Genomic DNA, 18,774 nt, shown 5'->3' with positions numbered 1-18,774 from the left:
ATCTGGAAGCAGACGTTTATTATGAAAAGGGGTTCAACAGAAAATGTCTAAAATCAAAGTAATGACAATTTTCGGTGTGCGTCCGGAAGCGATTAAGATGGCACCTCTCATTTTGGAGCTTCAGCGCCATCCGGAGCATATCGAGTCCGTAGTATGCGTAACAGCTCAACATCGCCAGATGCTTGATCAGGTTCTGGAAGTTTTTAATATCCACCCTGACTATGATCTGGATGTAATGAAGGATCGCCAGACACTCAATGAAATCTCCATACGTGTACTTCAAGGTCTGGAACCCGTATTGCGTGAAGCCAAGCCTGATATCGTGTTGGTTCACGGCGATACGCTGACGACTTTCTTGGCTAGCTATGCAGCCTTTATGCAGCAAATTGAAGTAGGGCATGTGGAAGCAGGTTTGCGGACATGGAACAAGCTTTCTCCATATCCTGAAGAAATGAATCGTCAGCTCACAGGTGTGCTGTCCGATCTGCATTTTTCGCCTACTTCTTTATCGGCTGGAAATTTGCGGAAGGAGAATAAACCTGAATCGCGAATATATGTAACAGGCAATACAGTAACTGATGTGTTTCAGTATACAGTTCGCCAGGACTACGAGCATCCGGTACTGGACTGGGCTCAGGGCAAGCGCCTGATTCTCATGACAGCACATCGCCGGGAATCCCAAGGGGAACCGCATCGTCAGATTTTTAATGCGGTTAAGCGGATCGCAGATGAGTTTGAGGATATTGCAATTGTGTACCCAGTTCACCCGAGCCCGGCTGTGAAGGAACCTGCATTTGAAATTTTGGGCAACCATCCGCGTATTAAGCTGATTGATCCGCTGGATGTAGTGGACCTGCACAATTTTTATCCACACACGCATCTGATTCTTACTGATTCCGGTGGTCTTCAGGAAGAAGCGCCTTCGTTCGGAGTACCTGTCCTAGTGCTGCGTGATACGACCGAAAGACCGGAAGGGATTGAAGCGGGTACCTTGGAACTGGTGGGTACAAGTGAAGAGAACGTGTACAATCGGACCAAGGCTCTTTTGACAGATTCCGCGTTGTATGAGTCTATGAGTCAGGCAGCGAATCCTTACGGTGATGGACAGGCATCTGTAAGAATTGTCAATGCGATTTTGCACCATTATGGTGTTCAAACAGAACGTCCTGAAGAATTTCACACAATGTTCACAAAAGGCGTCCGTTCGTAATAATTAATCTTTACAAGGTAAGCATACAGTTAAACTGTACGGTTACCAAGGGATACAGCATTTTTAGATGCTTTGTCGACTGATTTTTATACTTTAGGGCGCTAAAATATCTCAATTGACAAAGCATCTTATATTTAAGTAAAATGGACTGGAATTGCAGGGGTGACATGAGAAAAGTGGTCAAACCTTCCAAGCAAAACAACAACCGAAACAACACCGGAAATGCCTTTAAGGCTATAGGACTGGTGAGCGCGATCGGCATTGATTTGACGATATGCACACTGGGTGGTTTCTATGCCGGAAAATGGCTTGATGCCAAACTTGGTGGATCTGGAATCTGGACTGGCGTAAGCGTTCTCGCAGGCTTGGTTGTAGGCGCATTGAGTATTGCCCTTGTGATCGGAAAGGTACTGAGGGATAAATGAATGAGATGACCCGAATGCAAAAGATGTTATGGATCGTAGCGCTTATGATTATGGCTCTGTGTTTCCTGGTCTCCGCCTTCATGCCCCAACATCGTGACATTGCTCACGGAATCATTCTGGGAACGGGAGTAAGCTGTCTAAATGTGCTATATATGGCCTACAAGATTCGACAGGTTGCGAGTGCGGCTGCCGGTGAAGGAAAGAAGAAAAAGGTGGGGATTGGCTTTGGCGTTCGATTGGCGACCTCTATTTTGGCAGTGGTGCTGGCTATGGAATTCCCAGCCTATTTCCATGAGATCGCTGTAATGGCAAGTCTGGTAACTGGACAGTTTCTTCTTTTAATTATAGGCATCATATTCACGCTACAGGAAAAATAATGGCTCAACTGAGAAAGGGGTGAGAAAACATGTTGCATGAATCACCGATTATCGAATTGGGCGGGTTTAACATTGACTTGTCCGTCATTATTATGCTTTTTGTGACTTGCGCGATTGTATTTGGATTGGCATTTGCTGCAACACGCAATTTGTCTGTGGACAATCCGAGCAAGCTGCAAAATTTTATGGAATGGATTGTAGAATTCGTTCAAGGATTGATTTCCAGCACAATGGATTTGAAAAAAGGGAAGCCATTCCTCTCCTTGGGGATGACGCTGATCATGTTCATTTTCGTGGGCAATATGCTGGGTTTACCGTTCGGGATTGTGACTGAATTCGATAATGTGCAAAGTGCCCAAGTATTTGGACATGAAATCATTCCAGTGAAAGAAGCACTAGAACAAGCACAGGCGTCTCACCCAGGCGAAGCTGCCCATGTAGGTATCAGCTGGTGGAAATCACCTACCGCAGATGCAGGGGTGTCCATTGGACTTGCATTGATGATCTTTGTCCTGGTTCATTTCCTGGGGATCTTCCGTAATACCAAAGCTTACTTCAAGCATTATGTTCAGCCATTTCCGTTCTTCTTGCCAATTAACTTGATTGAGCAGTTCTCAAAACTATTGACACACGGTATGCGTCTATTCGGTAATATTTTTGCCGGCGAAGTTTTGATTAGTGTTCTGCTGAAAATGACAGCACTCGGTGTGGGAGGTATGGTTGCTTCCGTATTGGGACTCGTAGTCTGGCAGGGATTCAGTATTTTTGTCGGTAGCATTCAGGCGTTCGTCTTCACCATTTTGACGTTCGTATATATATCACAGGCAATTGACACACATGAAGAAGAACATTAGGTGAATTATGTTTCAGGTTTTTAGTTAAGTTCAGGAGTACGCTTCGCGCTTAACTGCAAATACATGTACAATACAAATACACATCTCTAAGGAGGATTTTTAAAATGGGAGCTTGGGCATTAATAGCAGCAGCTATCGCAGTAGGTTTGGGTGCGCTTGGCGCAGGTATTGGTAACGGTCTGATCGTAAGTAAAACAGTTGAAGGTATCGCTCGTCAGCCAGAGGCGAAGTCCACCTTACAAACTATTATGTTTATCGGTGTAGGTCTGGTCGAAGCCCTACCTATTATCGGTGTCGTTCTGGCATTTATTTTTTACGCTAAGGCTTAATGAATTGAACTAAGCAAGGTTTGGCGGGGAAGGCACAGCCATCCGCGCCTTCTTTGTTCGTTGGAACATGAAAGACCCAGAACCGACGTTCACCGGAAAGGAGTGACTTCAATTGAGTTTAAATTGGACAAGTATCGTTTTCACTATCATTGCATTTTTGATCTTGTACTGGTTACTGACGCGCTATGCATTTGGCCCCCTCTTTTCCGTTATGGAAAAGCGGCGTCAACTCGTGTTACAGCAAATGAATGAGGCGGCACAAACACGTGAACAGGCTGTTGCTTATGTTGAGGAGCAAAAGCAGGCTCTCCAGCAGGCGCGTAAGGAAGCCTACGATATTATAGAGCAGTCAAAACAAACAGGTAACAAGCAAGCGGAACAAATTATTATTCAGGCCAAAGACGAAGCTGTCCGCCTGAAAGACGAAGCTGTTCGTGAAATCACAAGCGAGCGTAATAAGGCAGTTGCTGAATTGCGCAGCGAAGTGGGTAAAGCTTCGGTACAAATTGCTTCCAAACTGATTCAAAAGGAAATTAAGGAAGACCAAGTCCAGGGAGAGCTTGTCGACCAATACCTTAAAGAGGTAGGAGGCAAAGCATGAGCCGAGATACGGTAGTTGCCAAACGGTATGCGAAAGCTTTGTATGAAGTAGCGGAGCAGGAGCAAACCATTATGGAAACCGAACAGGAGCTACGTGCTTTTGTAGAAGCTGTATCGGGGGATGCTGAAATCCGTAAATTCATTAATTCTCCTAACATTACGGAAGCAGTCAAGCTTCAGGTTCTGGCTAGCAATTTTGAAGGCAAGTTGTCTGCGTCGCTGATTAACACGATTAAGCTGCTGATTCAGCGCAGTAGAGCAGATTTGTTCGAATCTCTCCTGGCCGGATATCTCGATATTCAGGAGTACAAGCTGGGAATTGCCCATGCTAAGGTGTATTCGACTTATGCTTTAAGTGATCAGGAAAAAACAGCGGTAGCCGAGGAATTCGGAACCCGTGAACATAAAACAATCCGTGTGGAAAATATAGTGGACCCGAGTCTGCTGGGCGGATTGAAAGTGGTTATCGGCGATACACTGTACGACGGCAGTCTGGCCGGCAAGCTGGATCGTCTCGAGAAATCCTTTAACAGACGAGTATAGAAGATAGGGGTGAACACACTTGAGTATCAAACCTGAGGAAATCAGTTCATTGATTAAAAGTCAGATTGAACAATATAAAAATGATATCGAGGTCGTTGAAGTCGGCACTGTTGTTGAAGTCGGCGACGGTATTGCCCGCGTCTACGGACTGGAAAAAGTTATGGCCGGTGAATTGGTCGAATTCGACACTGGCGTATTGGGCTTGGCGCTCAATGTGGAAGAGAGCAATGTCGGTGTTGTTATTTTGGGTCAATTCTCCGACATTCGCGAAGGTGGTCAAGTAAAACGTACAGGTCAGATCATGCAAGTCCCTGTAGGCGAAGCAATGATCGGACGTGTAGTTAACCCGCTGGGACAACCGGTAGACGGTAAAGGACCGATTGCTACAACAGAATTCCGTCCGGTTGAAAGTCAGGCTCCAGGCGTTATGGCCCGTAAATCGGTACATGAGCCTATGCAGACAGGGATTAAAGCTATTGATGCGATGGTTCCGATTGGTCGTGGCCAACGTGAGCTGATTATCGGTGACCGTCAAACAGGTAAAACTTCTATCGCAATCGATGCTATTTTGAACCAAAAAGGCAACGGCATGAAATGTATTTATGTTGCTATTGGTCAAAAACAATCCACGGTTGCTCAAGTTGTTGAAACATTGCGTCGTCATGGTGCGCTGGAATACACGATTGTCGTTACGGCATCTGCTTCCGAACCATCACCATTGCTGTACATTGCTCCTTACTCTGGCTGTGCCATGGGTGAGTACTTTATGTACAAAGGCGAGCACGTCCTCGTTGTTTATGATGACTTGACTAAACAAGCGTCTGCTTACCGGGAACTTTCCCTGTTGCTGCGTCGTCCACCGGGTCGTGAAGCATATCCGGGTGACGTTTTCTACCTGCACTCTCGCTTGCTGGAACGTGCAGCGAAGCTGAATGATGAGCTCGGTGGCGGATCACTTACCGCATTGCCGTTCATCGAGACACAGGCTTCCGACGTTTCTGCGTATATTCCAACTAACGTTATTTCCATCACGGATGGACAGATCTTCCTGGAAGCTGACTTGTTCTATGCAGGGCAACGTCCGGCGATCAACGTAGGTATTTCCGTATCTCGTGTAGGTGGCTCCGCTCAGATTAAAGCGATGAAAAAGGTTGCAGGTTCCCTGCGTCTGGATCTCGCTCAATATCGTGAGCTTCAAGCGTTCTCCCAATTCGGGTCCGACTTGGATAAATCCACTAAAGCCCGTCTCGATCGCGGTGCACGCATGATGGAAATTTTGAAACAAGGTGTTAACCAACCGCTTGCTGTAGAGCAACAAGTAGTGAGCTTGTATACTGCTGTAAAAGGCTTCCTCGATGATATTCCTGTAGCGGATGTAAAACGTTTTGAAAAAGACTTCCTGTCTTTCATGGAGTCCGATCATCAGGATGTGCTTCAATCTATCCGCGACACGAAAGACTTGGTTGCTGATAATGAAGCAGCTTTGAAGGCAGCTATCGAGAAATTCAAAAAATCATTCGCCACGTCGGTTTAATACATTGGAATTTGCCTGTTTATGATGAAAGATGTCCTAAGGAAGCGTACCCTCTGGGTTGTGGCTTCCTTGGCATGTTTTACCCTCACTAACAGGCCCTTTAACATATGTCCGGCTGGATTTGAATCTTACGAAGTTAGCTTTGGCTTTGTCAAAGCTTGAAGGTGGTGAAATCATGGCAAAAGGTATGCGCGAGATTAAACGTCAGATTAAAAGTGTGCAGAGTACGAAGCAGATCACGAAAGCAATGGAAATGGTCGCTGCATCCAAGCTGAGAAAAGCTCAGGAAAAAGCGGAATCGGCTCGTCCTTACTCGGAAAAGCTTAAAGAAGTTGTGAGTAGCATTGCTTCTGGAGCGAATAACATCAAGCATCCAATGCTAGAGACGCGTCCAGTTAAAAAGACGGCTTATCTCATCATTACATCTGATCGTGGTCTGGCTGGTGGTTATAACGCCAATATTTTGCGACAGGTTACGCAGACGATTGCTGAACGTCACCGTTCACAGGATGAATTTATGATTTTCATCATTGGGCGAAAAGGACGGGATTATTTCAGACGTCGTGAATTTCCTATCGCTGAATCGGTAACAGATCTGTCAGATACACCTGCATTTGCAGATATCAAAACGATTGCTAGCAAGGCAGTACAAGGCTTTGAACTTAAAGAATTTGATGAGCTTTATCTATGCTATAACCGCTTTGTCAACGCATTGACTCAAATTCCAACAGTTGATCGTTTGTTACCGATGGCAACACCGGATTCTGCTACGACTTCATCCTCAATTAACTATGAGTATGAACCTTCACCAGAAGGTGTGCTTGAAGTATTGCTGCCGCGTTACGCGGAAACGCTCATTTACGGCGCTTTGCTGGATGGTAAAGCAAGTGAGCTGGGAGCGAAGATGACGGCAATGGGATCAGCTACGAAGAATGCTACCAAGTTGATTGGAGAGCTTTCCTTAACCTATAACCGTGCTCGTCAAGCGGCTATTACCCAGGAAATTACGGAAATTGTCGCAGGGGCTAACGCTCAGTCTTAATGCGACTTCTTGCGACTGTTTTATAACAGGGTCTACACTATTATGATAAATTGCGGGCGCAAAACCAATCAGAATGGTTCGGATTTGCGGCTGTGCAAGCTTGTAGGAGGGAAACCAAAAGATGAACAAAGGACGCGTAGTGAGCATCATGGGTCCGGTTGTCGACGTTGAGTTTGAACGTGGGCAGCTTCCGGAAATTCTGAATGCCATTCATATTGGGACTGTGCTGGAGAGCGGAGTCAAAATTGATCTGACGCTCGAAGCTTCAAAACATCTAGGTGACAACCGTGTGCGTTGTATTGCCATGTCTTCCACAGATGGTTTGGTTCGTGGAGCTGAAGCAATAGATCTGGGAGCGCCTATCTCGGTACCTGTCGGCGAAGCTACTCTTGGACGTGTATTTAACGTGCTTGGAACGCCAATTGATAATGGTGCTGATATGAGTGAAACGGCTAGAAATCCGATTCACCGTCAAGCGCCTTCTTTCGAAGAACTGACAACTCAAGCAGAGATGCTCGAAACTGGTATTAAGGTTATCGACTTGCTGGCTCCTTATGCCAAAGGTGGTAAAGTCGGATTGTTTGGTGGTGCTGGTGTAGGTAAAACCGTAACCATTCAAGAATTGATTAACAATATCGCTCAGGAGCATGGTGGTATTTCTGTATTCGCAGGTGTAGGTGAACGTACACGTGAAGGAAATGACTTGTACCATGAAATGAGAGATTCCGGCGTTATCAACAAAACTGCGATGGTGTTTGGACAAATGAACGAGCCTCCGGGTGCGCGTTTGCGTGTTGCACTCACAGGTCTGACGATGGCTGAGTATTTCCGTGATCAAGAAGGCCGTGACGTGTTGCTCTTTATTGATAACATTTTCCGCTTTACCCAAGCAGGTTCTGAGGTTTCTGCCCTGTTGGGACGTATGCCTTCCGCAGTAGGTTACCAGCCTACGCTGGCAACTGAGATGGGTCAATTGCAAGAACGGATTACTTCTACTAAAAAAGGTTCGGTTACTTCCATTCAGGCAATCTACGTGCCTGCGGATGACTACACTGACCCGGCTCCTGCTACTACGTTTGCCCATTTGGATGCTACAACGAACCTGGAACGTAAAATTTCCGAAATGGGTATTTACCCAGCGGTTGATCCACTCGCATCAAGCTCCCGTATTTTGGCTCCAGACGTTGTGGGTGAAGAGCATTATAATGTAGCGCAAGGGGTAAAACAAATTTTGGCCCGCTACAATGAGCTTCAGGATATTATTGCGATCCTGGGTATGGACGAGTTGAGTGAAGAAGATAAAATGCTGGTAGCACGTGCCCGTAAAATCCAGCGTTTCCTTTCACAACCTTTCCATGTTGCCGAAGCATTTAACGGCTTCCCGGGTAAATATGTGCCGGTTAAAGAAACTGTACGAAGCTTCAAAGAAATTTTGGAGGGCAAGTATGACCACCTTCCAGAAGCGGCCTTCCTTTTTGTAGGAGCCATCGAAGAAGCAGTTGAAAAAGCTAAAACGTTGTAAACATACAGGCAGAGAATAGCCGAGCCTTACGAAGTGAGCTGTCTGTGGACAGCTTCCAGGAGGGATTCAAGTGAGCACGTATTTACTAGAGATTGTGACGCCGGAGCGCCTGGTCTATACGGAACAGGTAAACAGCATCAGTGTTCGCGGCTCGGAAGGCGATCTTGGGATTTTACCAGGACACCTTCCCTTGGTCACTCCCTTGAAGATTGCACCGATACGTATTAAAATCGGTGGTCAAACTGAAGTGATCGCGGTCAATGGGGGCTTTGTTGAAGTCCGCAAAGATAAAGTGGTCATTTTGGCTGAGAGTGCGGAACGTTCCGAAGATATTGATGTGGAGCGTGCCCGTGCGGCAAGGGAGCGGGCAGAACTGCGGCTCCAGAGCAAGCAGGAACAGTTAGATCATCATCGGGCAGAAGTCGCTCTGCAACGGGCGCTTAACCGATTGAATGCTACAAGTATCAGAACCAATAAGAATTAATATTGGATTTTGAGTGGAATTTTAAAAGGGTTCGGCATAGTATACGGATGGAATGACAAAGAGACCACTTCATAACTTCTGCCCAAGAATGCCTGCAGAAGGTAAGTGACGCCTTTGCTTCCTTCGATCACTGTGATCGAGCCCTTTTTTAGCTGTCTTTTCCAAAAATATAGTCCTATTTCTTGTTTGATGGCTAGGTATTTAGTACCTTTTAAATTCGCGAAACAGAAGTGATTATTCACATTTTGTCGAAATAAATGTACTGGAAACAGAAATAGCACTGGCATATTAGGCGCTCGCCGAGTATTATAAAGAAGTCTGTGACGCAGATGGGAGGAATTACGGATGAACGGGAAGCAGCAGTTGGCTGAACAGTTAAGTCAATCGGCGAGTATGACCGCGCTGATCTCCATGATCGTATCGCTCGTCTGTATAGCGTTAGCTTGGTGGGCTTTGCAAAGCTTAAAGCTGGATTTGTTAATCCGGCAACCCAAAGGACCGCAGGGCAGATTGCTGCACTTGTTTCTTGCTATAATTTTGGGACAGTTGGTTTCTGGTTTCTTGTTGAACTACATCTCTTGGAGCCAGATGCTCTAGAATTTGTTTTAACATGAAGTAGGCGGGTTATATGATTTTATGACTGTGGATGTTGCAGGAATTGTCGAATAACATCGTGCCATATTGTTAACAATGGTAAACAAAAGAACCATACATGTATAACTGGCTGAATCAGTTAGAACGCAATGGTCGTCAAGTACAAAAAAACGCTTGTATACTTGTTTTAATCAGTGGTATGATGGCAGTTAGGGTATTAGTAAAATCTTGTTTTTTTATGTAATGAAAAAGCAAGGCATGAAAATAGCGGAATATGTTCTTTTTTTCAAAAATGGAAAAGAGAAATGACGCGCGGAGGGAACCATAGATGAGCAAATTTATCGTCCGCGGTGGCAACAGATTGACCGGGAGTGTCAAAGTCAGCGGAGCCAAAAACTCAGTTCTGCCGATCATCGCCGCTTCTCTGTTAGGAGAAGAAGGAGAAAGTGTTATTATGGATGCACCTCCTCTAGACGATGTGATGACCATTAACAAAGTGCTGGAGTCCTTAGGAGCAGGCGTTACATACCAAGACGAGGTCATTCGTGTTGACGCGCGGAAGATAATTTCCTGTGAAGCCCCTTACGAGTGGGTTAGGAAAATGCGCGCATCATTTTTGGTTATGGGGCCATTGCTTACACGTTTGGGACGTACAAGAATCTCGCTTCCAGGCGGATGCGCAATTGGAACAAGACCTATTGATCAGCATTTGAAGGGGTTCGAAGCGTTGGGCGCCGAGATAAGCTTGGGCCAGGGCTTTATTGAAGCTAAAAGTAACGGTCGTCTGCGCGGAGCTAAAGTTTATTTGGATGTAGCCAGCGTAGGAGCAACCGAGAATATTATGATGGCCGCTACTCTTGCTGAGGGCGTAACTACCATTGAGAATGCTGCTAAGGAACCTGAGATCGTTGATCTCGCCAACTTCCTGAATGGCATGGGAGCCAAAGTACGCGGTGCAGGCACAGGCGTAATTCGTATAGAAGGCGTTGAGAAGCTGCATGGTGTAAAACATACGGTCATTCCCGACCGGGTAGAAGCAGGTACTTATATGGTTGCTGCTGCGATCACAGGCGGGAACGTATATGTAGAAGGCGCGATATCCGATCATTTGGGACCGGTTATATCCAAGATGGAAGAAATGGGTGTAACGATTCAACCCGATGAAAATGGTATTCGTGTCATTGCGGATAAGCCGCTAAAGGCCGTTGATGTTAAAACGCTGCCTTATCCTGGGTTTCCAACTGATATGCAGTCTCAGATGATGGCACTTCAACTTGCCGCTGAAGGAACGAGCATCATTACGGAAACTGTGTTTGAAAATCGTTTCATGCATGTGGATGAATTTCATCTCATGAATGCGGAAATTAAGGTCGAAGGTCGTTCGGCGATTGTAACTGGCAATGCTAAGCTGACAGGCGCGAAAGTAACCTCGACAGATTTGCGTGCAGGTGCTGCGTTAATTCTGACTGGACTTATTGCAGAAGGTACAACGGAGGTATCTGGCGTTCATCACATCGATCGTGGTTACGTTCATTTGGCTGAAAAACTGACTGGATTGGGAGCGGATATTTACAGAGTGACTGTAGATGAATCCAAACTGGATCATTCGGCCAGCACAGAACGCGTTGTGGCAGAAGAAACGTCAGGGAATCTGTTCAAGAAGATTCAACCTTCCCTCGCCTAACCTTTAACGTATTGGCATAGGTATTAACTTGAACCATTAGAACCAAGTCCGAAAGGACTTGGTTTTTTTGTGTTTTTGCTGCCTGTCTTTTTCATTCTTTCAGTTCTCTCAAAACGGTTCTATCAAAGTGGACGACCTCATATGATTGAGAATATCTGCTGGAGTATATGTGTACTTTAGCCGGACACTTAACCCTTTGATGGAGGTTTCAGCCTATGAAAGATTCACAGGTTCGCATCCGTATACCAATTCATCATCCTAAGGAACATCGCCAGACCTCACTTGCGAAGGAAAGCTCTGGATCTATAGCAACTTCGTTGCAGAAAAATAAGCTTATGCAGCAGCAGCCAGACAGAACAGGCGCATTGCCGCCTATCGCCAAGACCCATCGGCGTACCACAGCGTTGACTTCCACTATACACACTGTCGGTGCGATGCTTCCTGATGCTGAAACAGCGACCAGTAACACAGGCGACGCAAGCAGGCGGCAGGGACCGCAGCCGCATCTGCGGCCTGTAGCCGGTCGAGCCCCACGTTGGGGGAGCCGCCGCCCATGGCTGCCCTTTGCCGCCATGGCAGGGGTGCTGGTGCTTGCCATGGCGGTGCCCGCACTAATGGCATGGCCACGCCAGGCAGTGCAGCCTTTGCCGTCTGGGAGCCGCACAGCCGCACCCGCGCAGCCTAATACGGCGGCAAAGAGCGAGGCGCCCGTTACGCGCCTGCCGGGTGTCCCGCCGATGCCGGCCGTACCGGCTGCTCCAGCGCGCAGCGTGCCAGCTGCGGCAGAGCCGGACGTGCGGGTGTACGTCACGTCTACTGGCCGGACGGAGACACTGCCTTTGGAGCAATACATTGTCGGCGTAGTAGCAGCTGAAATGCCGCCCAGCTTTGAGGAAGAGGCATTGAAGGCACAGGCCATTGCCGCGCGTACCTTCATTACCCGGCGTTTGTTGGCTGATGATACCAGTGGTGCCCCGGCGGGCGCAGATGTGACAGATACCGTTAAACACCAGGCTTACATCTCCAAAGCTAAACTTACTAGAGAATGGGAGCATTCTGGTAAATCCGCAGATCTGACTAAAATTCGTCAGGCTGTACGCGACACCAAGGATACAATCATGGTATATGATGGCAAACCCATTACAGCTTCTTTTTTTTCTACCAGCAACGGCTATACCGAAAATTCAGAGGATGTATGGGCGAAGGCCGTGCCCTATTTACGAAGTGTGTCCAGTCCATGGGACAAGCAGTTGGCTCCTCGTTTTACAGAAACCGTTACACTGAGCCGTCAGAGCTTGTTCGATAGATTAGGATTGAGTCGTGCTGCGGTCACTGCTTCTACTGGAGGGGGGAGTATGCCAGAGATTCGTATACTCTCCAAAACAGAAGGGCATCGCATCAAAAAGATTGAGGTGGGAGGTTCGCTCTTTACGGGACCGGAGATTCGTAACAAACTAGGGCTACGATCGGCTGAATTTACGTGGAAGACCGAAGGGGATCGGATTGCTATAACGACCTACGGTTATGGCCATGGCGTCGGTATGAGTCAGTGGGGAGCCAACGGAATGGCCAAGGAAGGCCATACGGCCACTCAGATTCTTCTTCACTATTATACTGGCATTTCTTTTGCGAATGCCTCTCGTATTCTAAGTTAGTAAATTTTTCGTAACTTTGAAGTATAAAAGAGTTGCGCCCGGTAACACTGGTTACTGAGGTGATGAGCAAATGAGTGAACAAAATAAAAACCAGAACCAAAATCATGAAGATACACCCAAAACCTTTCAGGGTGGAAGAGCTTCACGGCCGTCTTCGTGGAAAAAGCTGTTGTCCAAAAGGTGGGCATACCCGGCAGCCTACATTGCCGCAGCAGCCATTATACTAACCTTAGTGTGGGTCTATCAGGATGCTAGCCATAAGTCTTTCAAACCAGACCCAGCTAGTCCATCGGTACAAAGCACAAGCGCAGTGAGTACCGATGTTAACGAACAACAACCAGAAAGTGTGGAGGTTGTTGCTCAGTCGGAAAATATCGCATGGCCGGTGGCAGATGCTAGCGCAGTGCAGGTCGTTAAGCCTTTCTTTGACGAAAACGCGACGGCTGATGAGCAAGCGGCAGCTATGGTAGAGTACGATAAAACATTTACCGCTAACACCGGGATTGACCTTTCTCGGTCCGACGATCAAGCGTTTGAAGTGAGAGCTGCACTGAGTGGGAAAGTATCCCGTGTGGAACAACATCCGCTGGTAGGTAACGTCGTAGAAATCACGCATGATAATAATCTCAAAACAGTGTACCAAAGCTTGAGCGATCTGAAAGTAAAAGAAGGCGATCAAGTGAAACAAAATGATGTGATTGCTTCAGCAGGTCGCAATGAGCTCGAAAAGGATTTGAAAACACATCTGCATTTTGAAGTGTACCAGGATGACAAGCCGGTGAATCCAACAGGTCTGCTTCCTAAAAAATAAATGGGTCATAGCTTTGCATGCAAAGCGGGGAATTCATATTCCCTGCTTTTTTCTTGTGTAGTTTTAGCGCATAAGGTAAACATAAGCTACTTTTGCCAAATAAATAGGCCTTCCGAAGCATGTCTACCACCAAACCGCGAATATATAGGCACGCTCCTCATATAATGTACCAAACTATCCACAGTAGGGAGGCGGGAGCGTGCACGATTACATCAAGGAACGGACCATCAAAATCGGTCGCTGTATCGTGGAAACAAGGAATACGGTCCGTACGATTGCCAAGGAATTTGGTGTCTCCAAGAGCACGGTGCATAAAGATCTGACCGAACGGCTGCCTGAAATTAACCCGGATCTTGCCGATCAGGTGAAGCACATTCTCGAATACCATAAATCCATCCGCCATCTGCGGGGGGGTGAAGCGACGAAAATTAAATACAAAAAAACGAGTGGGAAAAGAAGGGGAATTCTTGTTTCTGGCAAGTCCTAAAAATATATAGTGAATTGGCTGGCAAAGCCATTGAATCAACCCCCTGAAGTATGATATGTTAAAAGATGGTACAAGACGAAAAATGACATGTAACCGTAGGTTTATACATATATTTGCCGCTTCTTGTCGAATCTTAGCTTTTTAAAATATCACTTTGGGGGCCTTTTTAATATGTTCAGTAATGATATTGGTATTGACCTCGGTACGGCCAACGTGCTTATCCACGTCAAAGGTAAGGGGGTTGTTCTTGACGAACCTTCCGTTGTTGCGATAGAAAGCGATACAAAAAGAGTTCTGGCTGTTGGAGAAGAAGCGCGCCGTATGGTAGGACGTACTCCAGGTAATATCATAGCCATCCGTCCATTGCGTGATGGTGTCATCGCCGATTTTGAAGTAACGGAAGCGATGTTAAAATATTTTATTAATCGGGTAGGGGGTAAAAGCTGGTACAGCCACCCTCGTATTTTGATTTGTGCGCCGACGAACATTACCTCAGTGGAGCAAAAAGCGATTCGTGAAGCGGCGGAGCGTAGCGGGGCGAAAGAAGTATTTTTGGAGGAAGAGCCAAAAGCGGCTGCCATCGGGGCCGGAATGGATATCTTTGAGCCTAGCGGCAACATGGTCGTAGATATTGGTGGCGGAACAACAGACGTTGCAGTCCTCTCTATGGGAGATGTTGTAACAGCTTCTTCTATTAAAATGGCAGGGGACAAATTTGATACAGCCATCATGAAATATGTGAAAACGAAGTACAAGCTTCTCATCGGGGAACGTACGGCTGAGGATATCAAGATTGCTATCGGAACCGTGCATCCGAGCGGACGACGTGCTGAGATGGACATCCGTGGACGGGATATGGTATCCGGATTGCCCAAAACGTTAAGTATTTCCGCGGAAGAAGTGCAGGACGCGCTGAGAGATCCCGTGTCAGCGATTGTAGCTGCAGCTAAGTTTGTACTGGAGCAGACGCCACCGGAGCTATCAGCCGATATTATTGACCGTGGTGTCATTTTGACTGGCGGTGGTGCGTTGCTTAGTGGTTTGGACGAGCTGCTTGCTGAAGAATTGCGTGTTCCAGTGCTGGTTGCCGAAGATCCGATGCATTGTGTCGTTAAAGGTACAGGAATTATGCTGGATAATTTGGATCATGTGGTTAAGAAAAAGTTCTAATCTGCCGATAGTGACTATAAGAGACTCGTGTGCGGTCAGGCAGGTTGCCTAGCATTTTGGCTTTAGTGCCTCCATGCGAGCATATAATTGATGAGCAGAGTATAGGATTGGGGTGCACGATACATGTTGAGAGGTTTATATACTGCGGCCGCCGGAATGATGACACAACAACGACGTCATGACACTGTGACGCAAAATATTGCTAATATGAATACCACGGGATATAAACAGGAGAATAGCGTTCAGCGCTCATTCCCCGAAATGCTTATTTCCATGACGGGGGGAAACCCTGATAACCCGGACCGCACGGTCGGCAAGCTTAATACTGGCGTTTTTGCTGAGGAAAGCCTCTCTCCTTACATTCAGGGAGCGTTGAAGGATAGTGGACAAACTACGGATTTTGCGATACAGTCCAATATTAATGTGAATGACCCGGCTACTGGTCGACCTATGGCTTTTGATCAGGCGGGAAAATTCATCAATGCTAACGGTGAAGTCACCTATCGTCCAGAAGCGTTTTTTACGGTACGGGACAATAATGGTAATGTCCGCTATACACGTGACGGACATTTTCAAGTAAATGGAACGGGAGCATTGCTTTCGTCGACTGGTTCAGCAGTGTTGGATACGAATGGAAACCCAATTCAATTGACGGGGCCTGTCTCAGCGCTTAAAGTAAATGAACGGGGTCAATTGGTGGACAGCCAATCTAACCAGTTGCTCGGAACGACGCTTGGAATTAGTGTTATTGATCGGCCATACCAGCTCGTTCGTGAGGGCAACGGTAATTTCCGTCTGAATGATACGGATGGTGCTACGGCTAGAATGATGACCGCTAACGATACTGTATCTGTTCGCCAGGGCTATCTGGAAGTATCTAATGTAGATGCTGCTCAGTCGATGGTGGATATGATGGCTGCGTTAAGAGCGTATGAAGCGAATCAGAAGGTTATTCAATTTTATGATAAAAGCTTGGACAAGGCCGTTAACGAAGTAGGCCGTGTATAACAGGGGGTAAGTGATGAACAACTCCATGATTGGCGCAATGGTGTCTATGGCCAGTGTGCAGCAGCGTTTGGATTTAATTGCCGATAATATCGCCAATGTCAATACAGTTGGTTATAAGAGTAAACAGGGTTCCTTTGAAGATGTATTGGCTAATGTGCAGCAACAGCCTTCGACGTATCTCCAAAATGGACGGGCGATGCCGCTCGGCTATAATTTGGGCTACGGAGTCAAAACGGCCGCAATTATGAAAAATATGGAGCAAGGTCCGCTCAAGGAGACGGGACTTCCTACCGATCTGGCGATCCAGGGGAATGCTTTGTTTGAAATCCAAGGAAATGGGCAAAAAGCTTGGACGCGTGATGGCAGCTTTCATTTTATTCCTGATCCGAATGATAATGAGACGATGATGTTGACCACTGCCGAAGGTTATTCTGTGCTGGATAATAACGATGTTCCTGTGACTGCACCAGCGGGTTCCAAAGTAGCTATTAACTCCGATGGCGAATTGCTGATTCGTGCTAATGGAACTGGCGCTCCGACAGTTGGTCAGCGAATTAAGCTAATGGATGTACAGCGTCCAGAAGGTTTGCAACAGCGGGATGATAACCTGTTTGTGTTAGCAAATGGCGTGACAGAAGCCGACGTATTCGGTGCAGCAGGGGTGGCAGGTGCTGTTCCAACGGACGTATCTGTGCGTTCCGGTTATCTTGAGGAGTCTAATGTGGATTTAGCGGGCGAAATGACGGATATGATGCAAGTCCAGCGGATGTATCAAATGGCGGCACGGGCATTAACCTCTAGCGATACGATGATGAACCTGGCTAACAATTTGAGGGCTTAAGGATTTGGTGATGAAGGAAGAACAATCTGATTCCCGTCCGATGCCTGAAAAGACTAAATCCCGCTGGCGTACTGCTCGTTATTTCGTAGTTCCGTTGCTGCTCCTGTTCTCGCTGTTAGGCGGCTTAATTGCAGGATATGTAATTGTAGGTAAGCAAGGGCTGGCAGGCGTATTTGAATGGAAAACCTGGCAGCATGTCATTGATCTTATATTTGCGCCTTAGTTTACTTTAATGAGTGGGGGCGGGAAGTGAACGCTCGCGAATGATTTGATCTTACGATCGCTGTTGCAACGGAATTTTCTTATTTTATAAGTTATTTAGATGTAAAAATCCCGTTGCAAAGGCGAACGCTCACGCTTCTCCAGATTCAAATCCTTCGCTCCGCTAGCTACCCGCCATTAGGGCCACTCTTATTAAAATAAACCACCCGCGATTGTGTGGGGAGTATAGATAAAACAAAACCCTGTGCCAGTGGCGCAGGGTTTTGTTTTATCTCCAACGGCAAGAGCCGCCAGCGCAGCACGCATTGGCTTACGGCCAATGTAGGCCATTCGCAGAGCCCTCCGATTGTTTCTCTGCCCTTCACGACAAGCGAGTATTATTGAAGCGAGCTTTCTTTATGAGTCAAAAATAACTTGGCGGAGGGGATGGAATCGTTCTGAAGAAGCGATAGCGTTCGCCTTTATCCTCGGATTTTAACCCTTTTGGGTTTTATATAATGGAAAATCTGAGGATAACAGCGATCGGAAGAATGATCCATCCCCCTTAGCCTGCTCACCTTGACTCAATTGAAACTTCGCTTCACTCCATAATAGGAGCAACAAATATGGTACTTCCGCATAATTTTCTTTTTGCACCTGATGAATGTATAATGATGGGGAGTTTATAACACTGCGGGGTAAAACCAAGCACGAGCAAAAGGGCTTCTTCTCGCCTCTGGTTGCGTAACCGGCGGAAAAAGCCCCTTATCTCAACCTTCACTTCTGCAGTAGGTGAAGGATATCTAACATTGTTGCCGTGATGAGCTGTTTTTATACAGCGTTAGCGGGGTAATATTATGCTTGCAGTAACTCTGGCTGAACAGAGTGAAATCTGCAAGCGGGAGGAGTTATTAAGCTAAATGGACAAATTGCAATTGGATGTTAATCAAATTCAGGAGATTATTCCGCATCGACCGCCATTTTTGTTGGTGGACCGTATTATTGAACTGGAGGAAGGGAAGAGAGCAGTAGGCATTAAAAATGTAACGATGACTGAGCCTCATTTCATTGGACATTTTCCGGGTTATCCCGTTATGCCTGGTGTGTTGATCACTGAAGCGTTGGCGCAAGTCGGAGCAGTCGCATTACTGCACCTAGAGAGCAATCGCGGCAAAATCGGCTTTTTGGCAGGGTTGGACGGTTTCCGTTTCCGTGGACAGGTAGTCCCTGGGGATACGCTGACACTTGAAGTGGAAATTACTCGTTCCAAAGGCGCTTTTGGCAAAGGGAAAGCTACGGCGAAAGTGGGCGACACGGTAGTAGCTGAGGGCGAGATTATGTTTGCTTTATCAGACCCACCACAATAGACAAGCCCTGCCGACATAAGCACGACGTCTGAACCG

The 18,774-nt window shown here is 46.8% G+C and carries 22 protein-coding genes; 21 read left to right on the top strand and 1 reads right to left on the bottom strand.

The window, feature by feature from the left end; all coding sequences use genetic code 11:
* The first annotated feature begins 43 nt into the window (after window positions 1-43).
* From wecB to MKX36_RS22830, 20 genes are all read left to right on the top strand, one after another.
* On the top strand, window positions 44-1,210 hold the full coding sequence (gene wecB / locus MKX36_RS22925; protein ID WP_016822881.1) for a non-hydrolyzing UDP-N-acetylglucosamine 2-epimerase: 1,167 nt from the start codon (window positions 44-46) through the stop codon (window positions 1,208-1,210).
* Between the two features lie 167 nt (window positions 1,211-1,377).
* Window positions 1,378-1,635 (top strand): AtpZ/AtpI family protein, encoded by a 258-nt coding sequence (locus MKX36_RS22920; RefSeq protein ID WP_013373440.1) that lies wholly within the window; start codon window positions 1,378-1,380, stop codon window positions 1,633-1,635.
* Window positions 1,632-2,012, top strand: a complete 381-nt coding sequence (locus MKX36_RS22915; protein WP_013373439.1) for an ATP synthase subunit I — start codon at window positions 1,632-1,634, stop codon at window positions 2,010-2,012. Before MKX36_RS22920 ends, MKX36_RS22915 begins: the two co-directional genes overlap by 4 nt.
* Before the next feature lie 29 nt (window positions 2,013-2,041).
* Entirely contained in the window at window positions 2,042-2,866 is an 825-nt protein-coding gene (gene atpB / locus MKX36_RS22910) for a F0F1 ATP synthase subunit A (protein WP_090888745.1), read from the top strand.
* Window positions 2,867-2,970: 104 nt separating this feature from the next.
* Window positions 2,971-3,195, top strand: a complete 225-nt coding sequence (atpE, locus tag MKX36_RS22905; protein WP_013373437.1) for a F0F1 ATP synthase subunit C — start codon at window positions 2,971-2,973, stop codon at window positions 3,193-3,195.
* Window positions 3,196-3,307: 112 nt separating this feature from the next.
* A complete protein-coding gene (gene atpF, locus MKX36_RS22900; RefSeq protein ID WP_013373436.1) occupies window positions 3,308-3,796 on the top strand; it encodes a F0F1 ATP synthase subunit B in 489 nt (162 codons plus the stop codon).
* Window positions 3,793-4,338: a F0F1 ATP synthase subunit delta gene (locus MKX36_RS22895; RefSeq protein WP_016822885.1), complete on the top strand. Its 546-nt coding sequence runs from the start codon at window positions 3,793-3,795 to the stop codon at window positions 4,336-4,338. The genes atpF and MKX36_RS22895 overlap by 4 nt, the downstream gene beginning before the upstream one ends.
* A 19-nt stretch (window positions 4,339-4,357) precedes the next feature.
* Window positions 4,358-5,872: a F0F1 ATP synthase subunit alpha gene (atpA, locus tag MKX36_RS22890; RefSeq protein WP_016822886.1), complete on the top strand. Its 1,515-nt coding sequence runs from the start codon at window positions 4,358-4,360 to the stop codon at window positions 5,870-5,872.
* Window positions 5,873-6,047: 175 nt separating this feature from the next.
* The gene (gene atpG / locus MKX36_RS22885; RefSeq protein ID WP_025366011.1) at window positions 6,048-6,914 is read left to right on the top strand and encodes an ATP synthase F1 subunit gamma; all 867 of its coding nucleotides are present in this window, start codon (window positions 6,048-6,050) and stop codon (window positions 6,912-6,914) included.
* 121 nt (window positions 6,915-7,035) lie between these two features.
* Window positions 7,036-8,436: a F0F1 ATP synthase subunit beta gene (gene atpD / locus MKX36_RS22880; protein WP_016822888.1), complete on the top strand. Its 1,401-nt coding sequence runs from the start codon at window positions 7,036-7,038 to the stop codon at window positions 8,434-8,436.
* A 70-nt stretch (window positions 8,437-8,506) separates the two neighbouring features.
* Entirely contained in the window at window positions 8,507-8,920 is a 414-nt protein-coding gene (locus MKX36_RS22875; RefSeq protein WP_340865781.1) for a F0F1 ATP synthase subunit epsilon, read from the top strand.
* 345 nt (window positions 8,921-9,265) lie between these two features.
* Window positions 9,266-9,517, top strand: a complete 252-nt coding sequence (locus MKX36_RS22870; protein ID WP_016822891.1) for a DUF1146 family protein — start codon at window positions 9,266-9,268, stop codon at window positions 9,515-9,517.
* Window positions 9,518-9,842: 325 nt separating this feature from the next.
* Window positions 9,843-11,198 (top strand): UDP-N-acetylglucosamine 1-carboxyvinyltransferase, encoded by a 1,356-nt coding sequence (gene murA, locus MKX36_RS22865; protein WP_017427134.1) that lies wholly within the window; start codon window positions 9,843-9,845, stop codon window positions 11,196-11,198.
* A gap of 215 nt (window positions 11,199-11,413) precedes the next feature.
* Window positions 11,414-12,853 (top strand): stage II sporulation protein D, encoded by a 1,440-nt coding sequence (gene spoIID, locus MKX36_RS22860; protein WP_340865778.1) that lies wholly within the window; start codon window positions 11,414-11,416, stop codon window positions 12,851-12,853.
* Between the two features lie 70 nt (window positions 12,854-12,923).
* Window positions 12,924-13,664, top strand: coding sequence for a M23 family metallopeptidase (locus MKX36_RS22855; RefSeq protein WP_016822893.1), 741 nt, complete (start codon window positions 12,924-12,926; stop codon window positions 13,662-13,664).
* Between the two features lie 199 nt (window positions 13,665-13,863).
* Window positions 13,864-14,151 (top strand): sporulation transcriptional regulator SpoIIID, encoded by a 288-nt coding sequence (gene spoIIID / locus MKX36_RS22850; RefSeq protein ID WP_013373425.1) that lies wholly within the window; start codon window positions 13,864-13,866, stop codon window positions 14,149-14,151.
* A 171-nt stretch (window positions 14,152-14,322) separates the two neighbouring features.
* On the top strand, window positions 14,323-15,321 hold the full coding sequence (locus MKX36_RS22845) for a rod shape-determining protein (protein WP_016324820.1): 999 nt from the start codon (window positions 14,323-14,325) through the stop codon (window positions 15,319-15,321).
* A 123-nt stretch (window positions 15,322-15,444) separates the two neighbouring features.
* Window positions 15,445-16,329, top strand: a complete 885-nt coding sequence (locus tag MKX36_RS22840) for a flagellar hook-basal body protein (protein ID WP_016822894.1) — start codon at window positions 15,445-15,447, stop codon at window positions 16,327-16,329.
* Window positions 16,330-16,342: 13 nt separating this feature from the next.
* Window positions 16,343-17,170 (top strand): flagellar hook-basal body protein, encoded by an 828-nt coding sequence (locus MKX36_RS22835; protein WP_025366008.1) that lies wholly within the window; start codon window positions 16,343-16,345, stop codon window positions 17,168-17,170.
* A gap of 10 nt (window positions 17,171-17,180) precedes the next feature.
* Window positions 17,181-17,393 (top strand): DNA-directed RNA polymerase subunit beta, encoded by a 213-nt coding sequence (locus MKX36_RS22830; RefSeq protein WP_019688814.1) that lies wholly within the window; start codon window positions 17,181-17,183, stop codon window positions 17,391-17,393.
* Between the two features lie 191 nt (window positions 17,394-17,584).
* Here MKX36_RS22830 and MKX36_RS22825 read toward each other — a convergent pair whose 3' ends face one another.
* Window positions 17,585-17,722, bottom strand: coding sequence for a hypothetical protein (locus MKX36_RS22825; RefSeq protein ID WP_340865775.1), 138 nt, complete (start codon window positions 17,720-17,722; stop codon window positions 17,585-17,587).
* A 569-nt stretch (window positions 17,723-18,291) separates the two neighbouring features.
* On the opposite strand from MKX36_RS22825, the gene fabZ reads away from it, so the two are divergent.
* Window positions 18,292-18,738 (top strand): 3-hydroxyacyl-ACP dehydratase FabZ, encoded by a 447-nt coding sequence (fabZ, locus tag MKX36_RS22820; protein WP_013373420.1) that lies wholly within the window; start codon window positions 18,292-18,294, stop codon window positions 18,736-18,738.
* The last annotated feature ends 36 nt before the right edge of the window (window positions 18,739-18,774 follow it).

The organism is Paenibacillus sp. FSL W8-0439, from assembly GCF_038008995.1.
Taxonomy (GTDB): Bacteria; Bacillota; Bacilli; order Paenibacillales; family Paenibacillaceae; genus Paenibacillus; species Paenibacillus polymyxa.
Note: the sequence above shows the minus strand (reverse complement) of the source record. Positions and strands in the feature narration are given on the sequence as shown.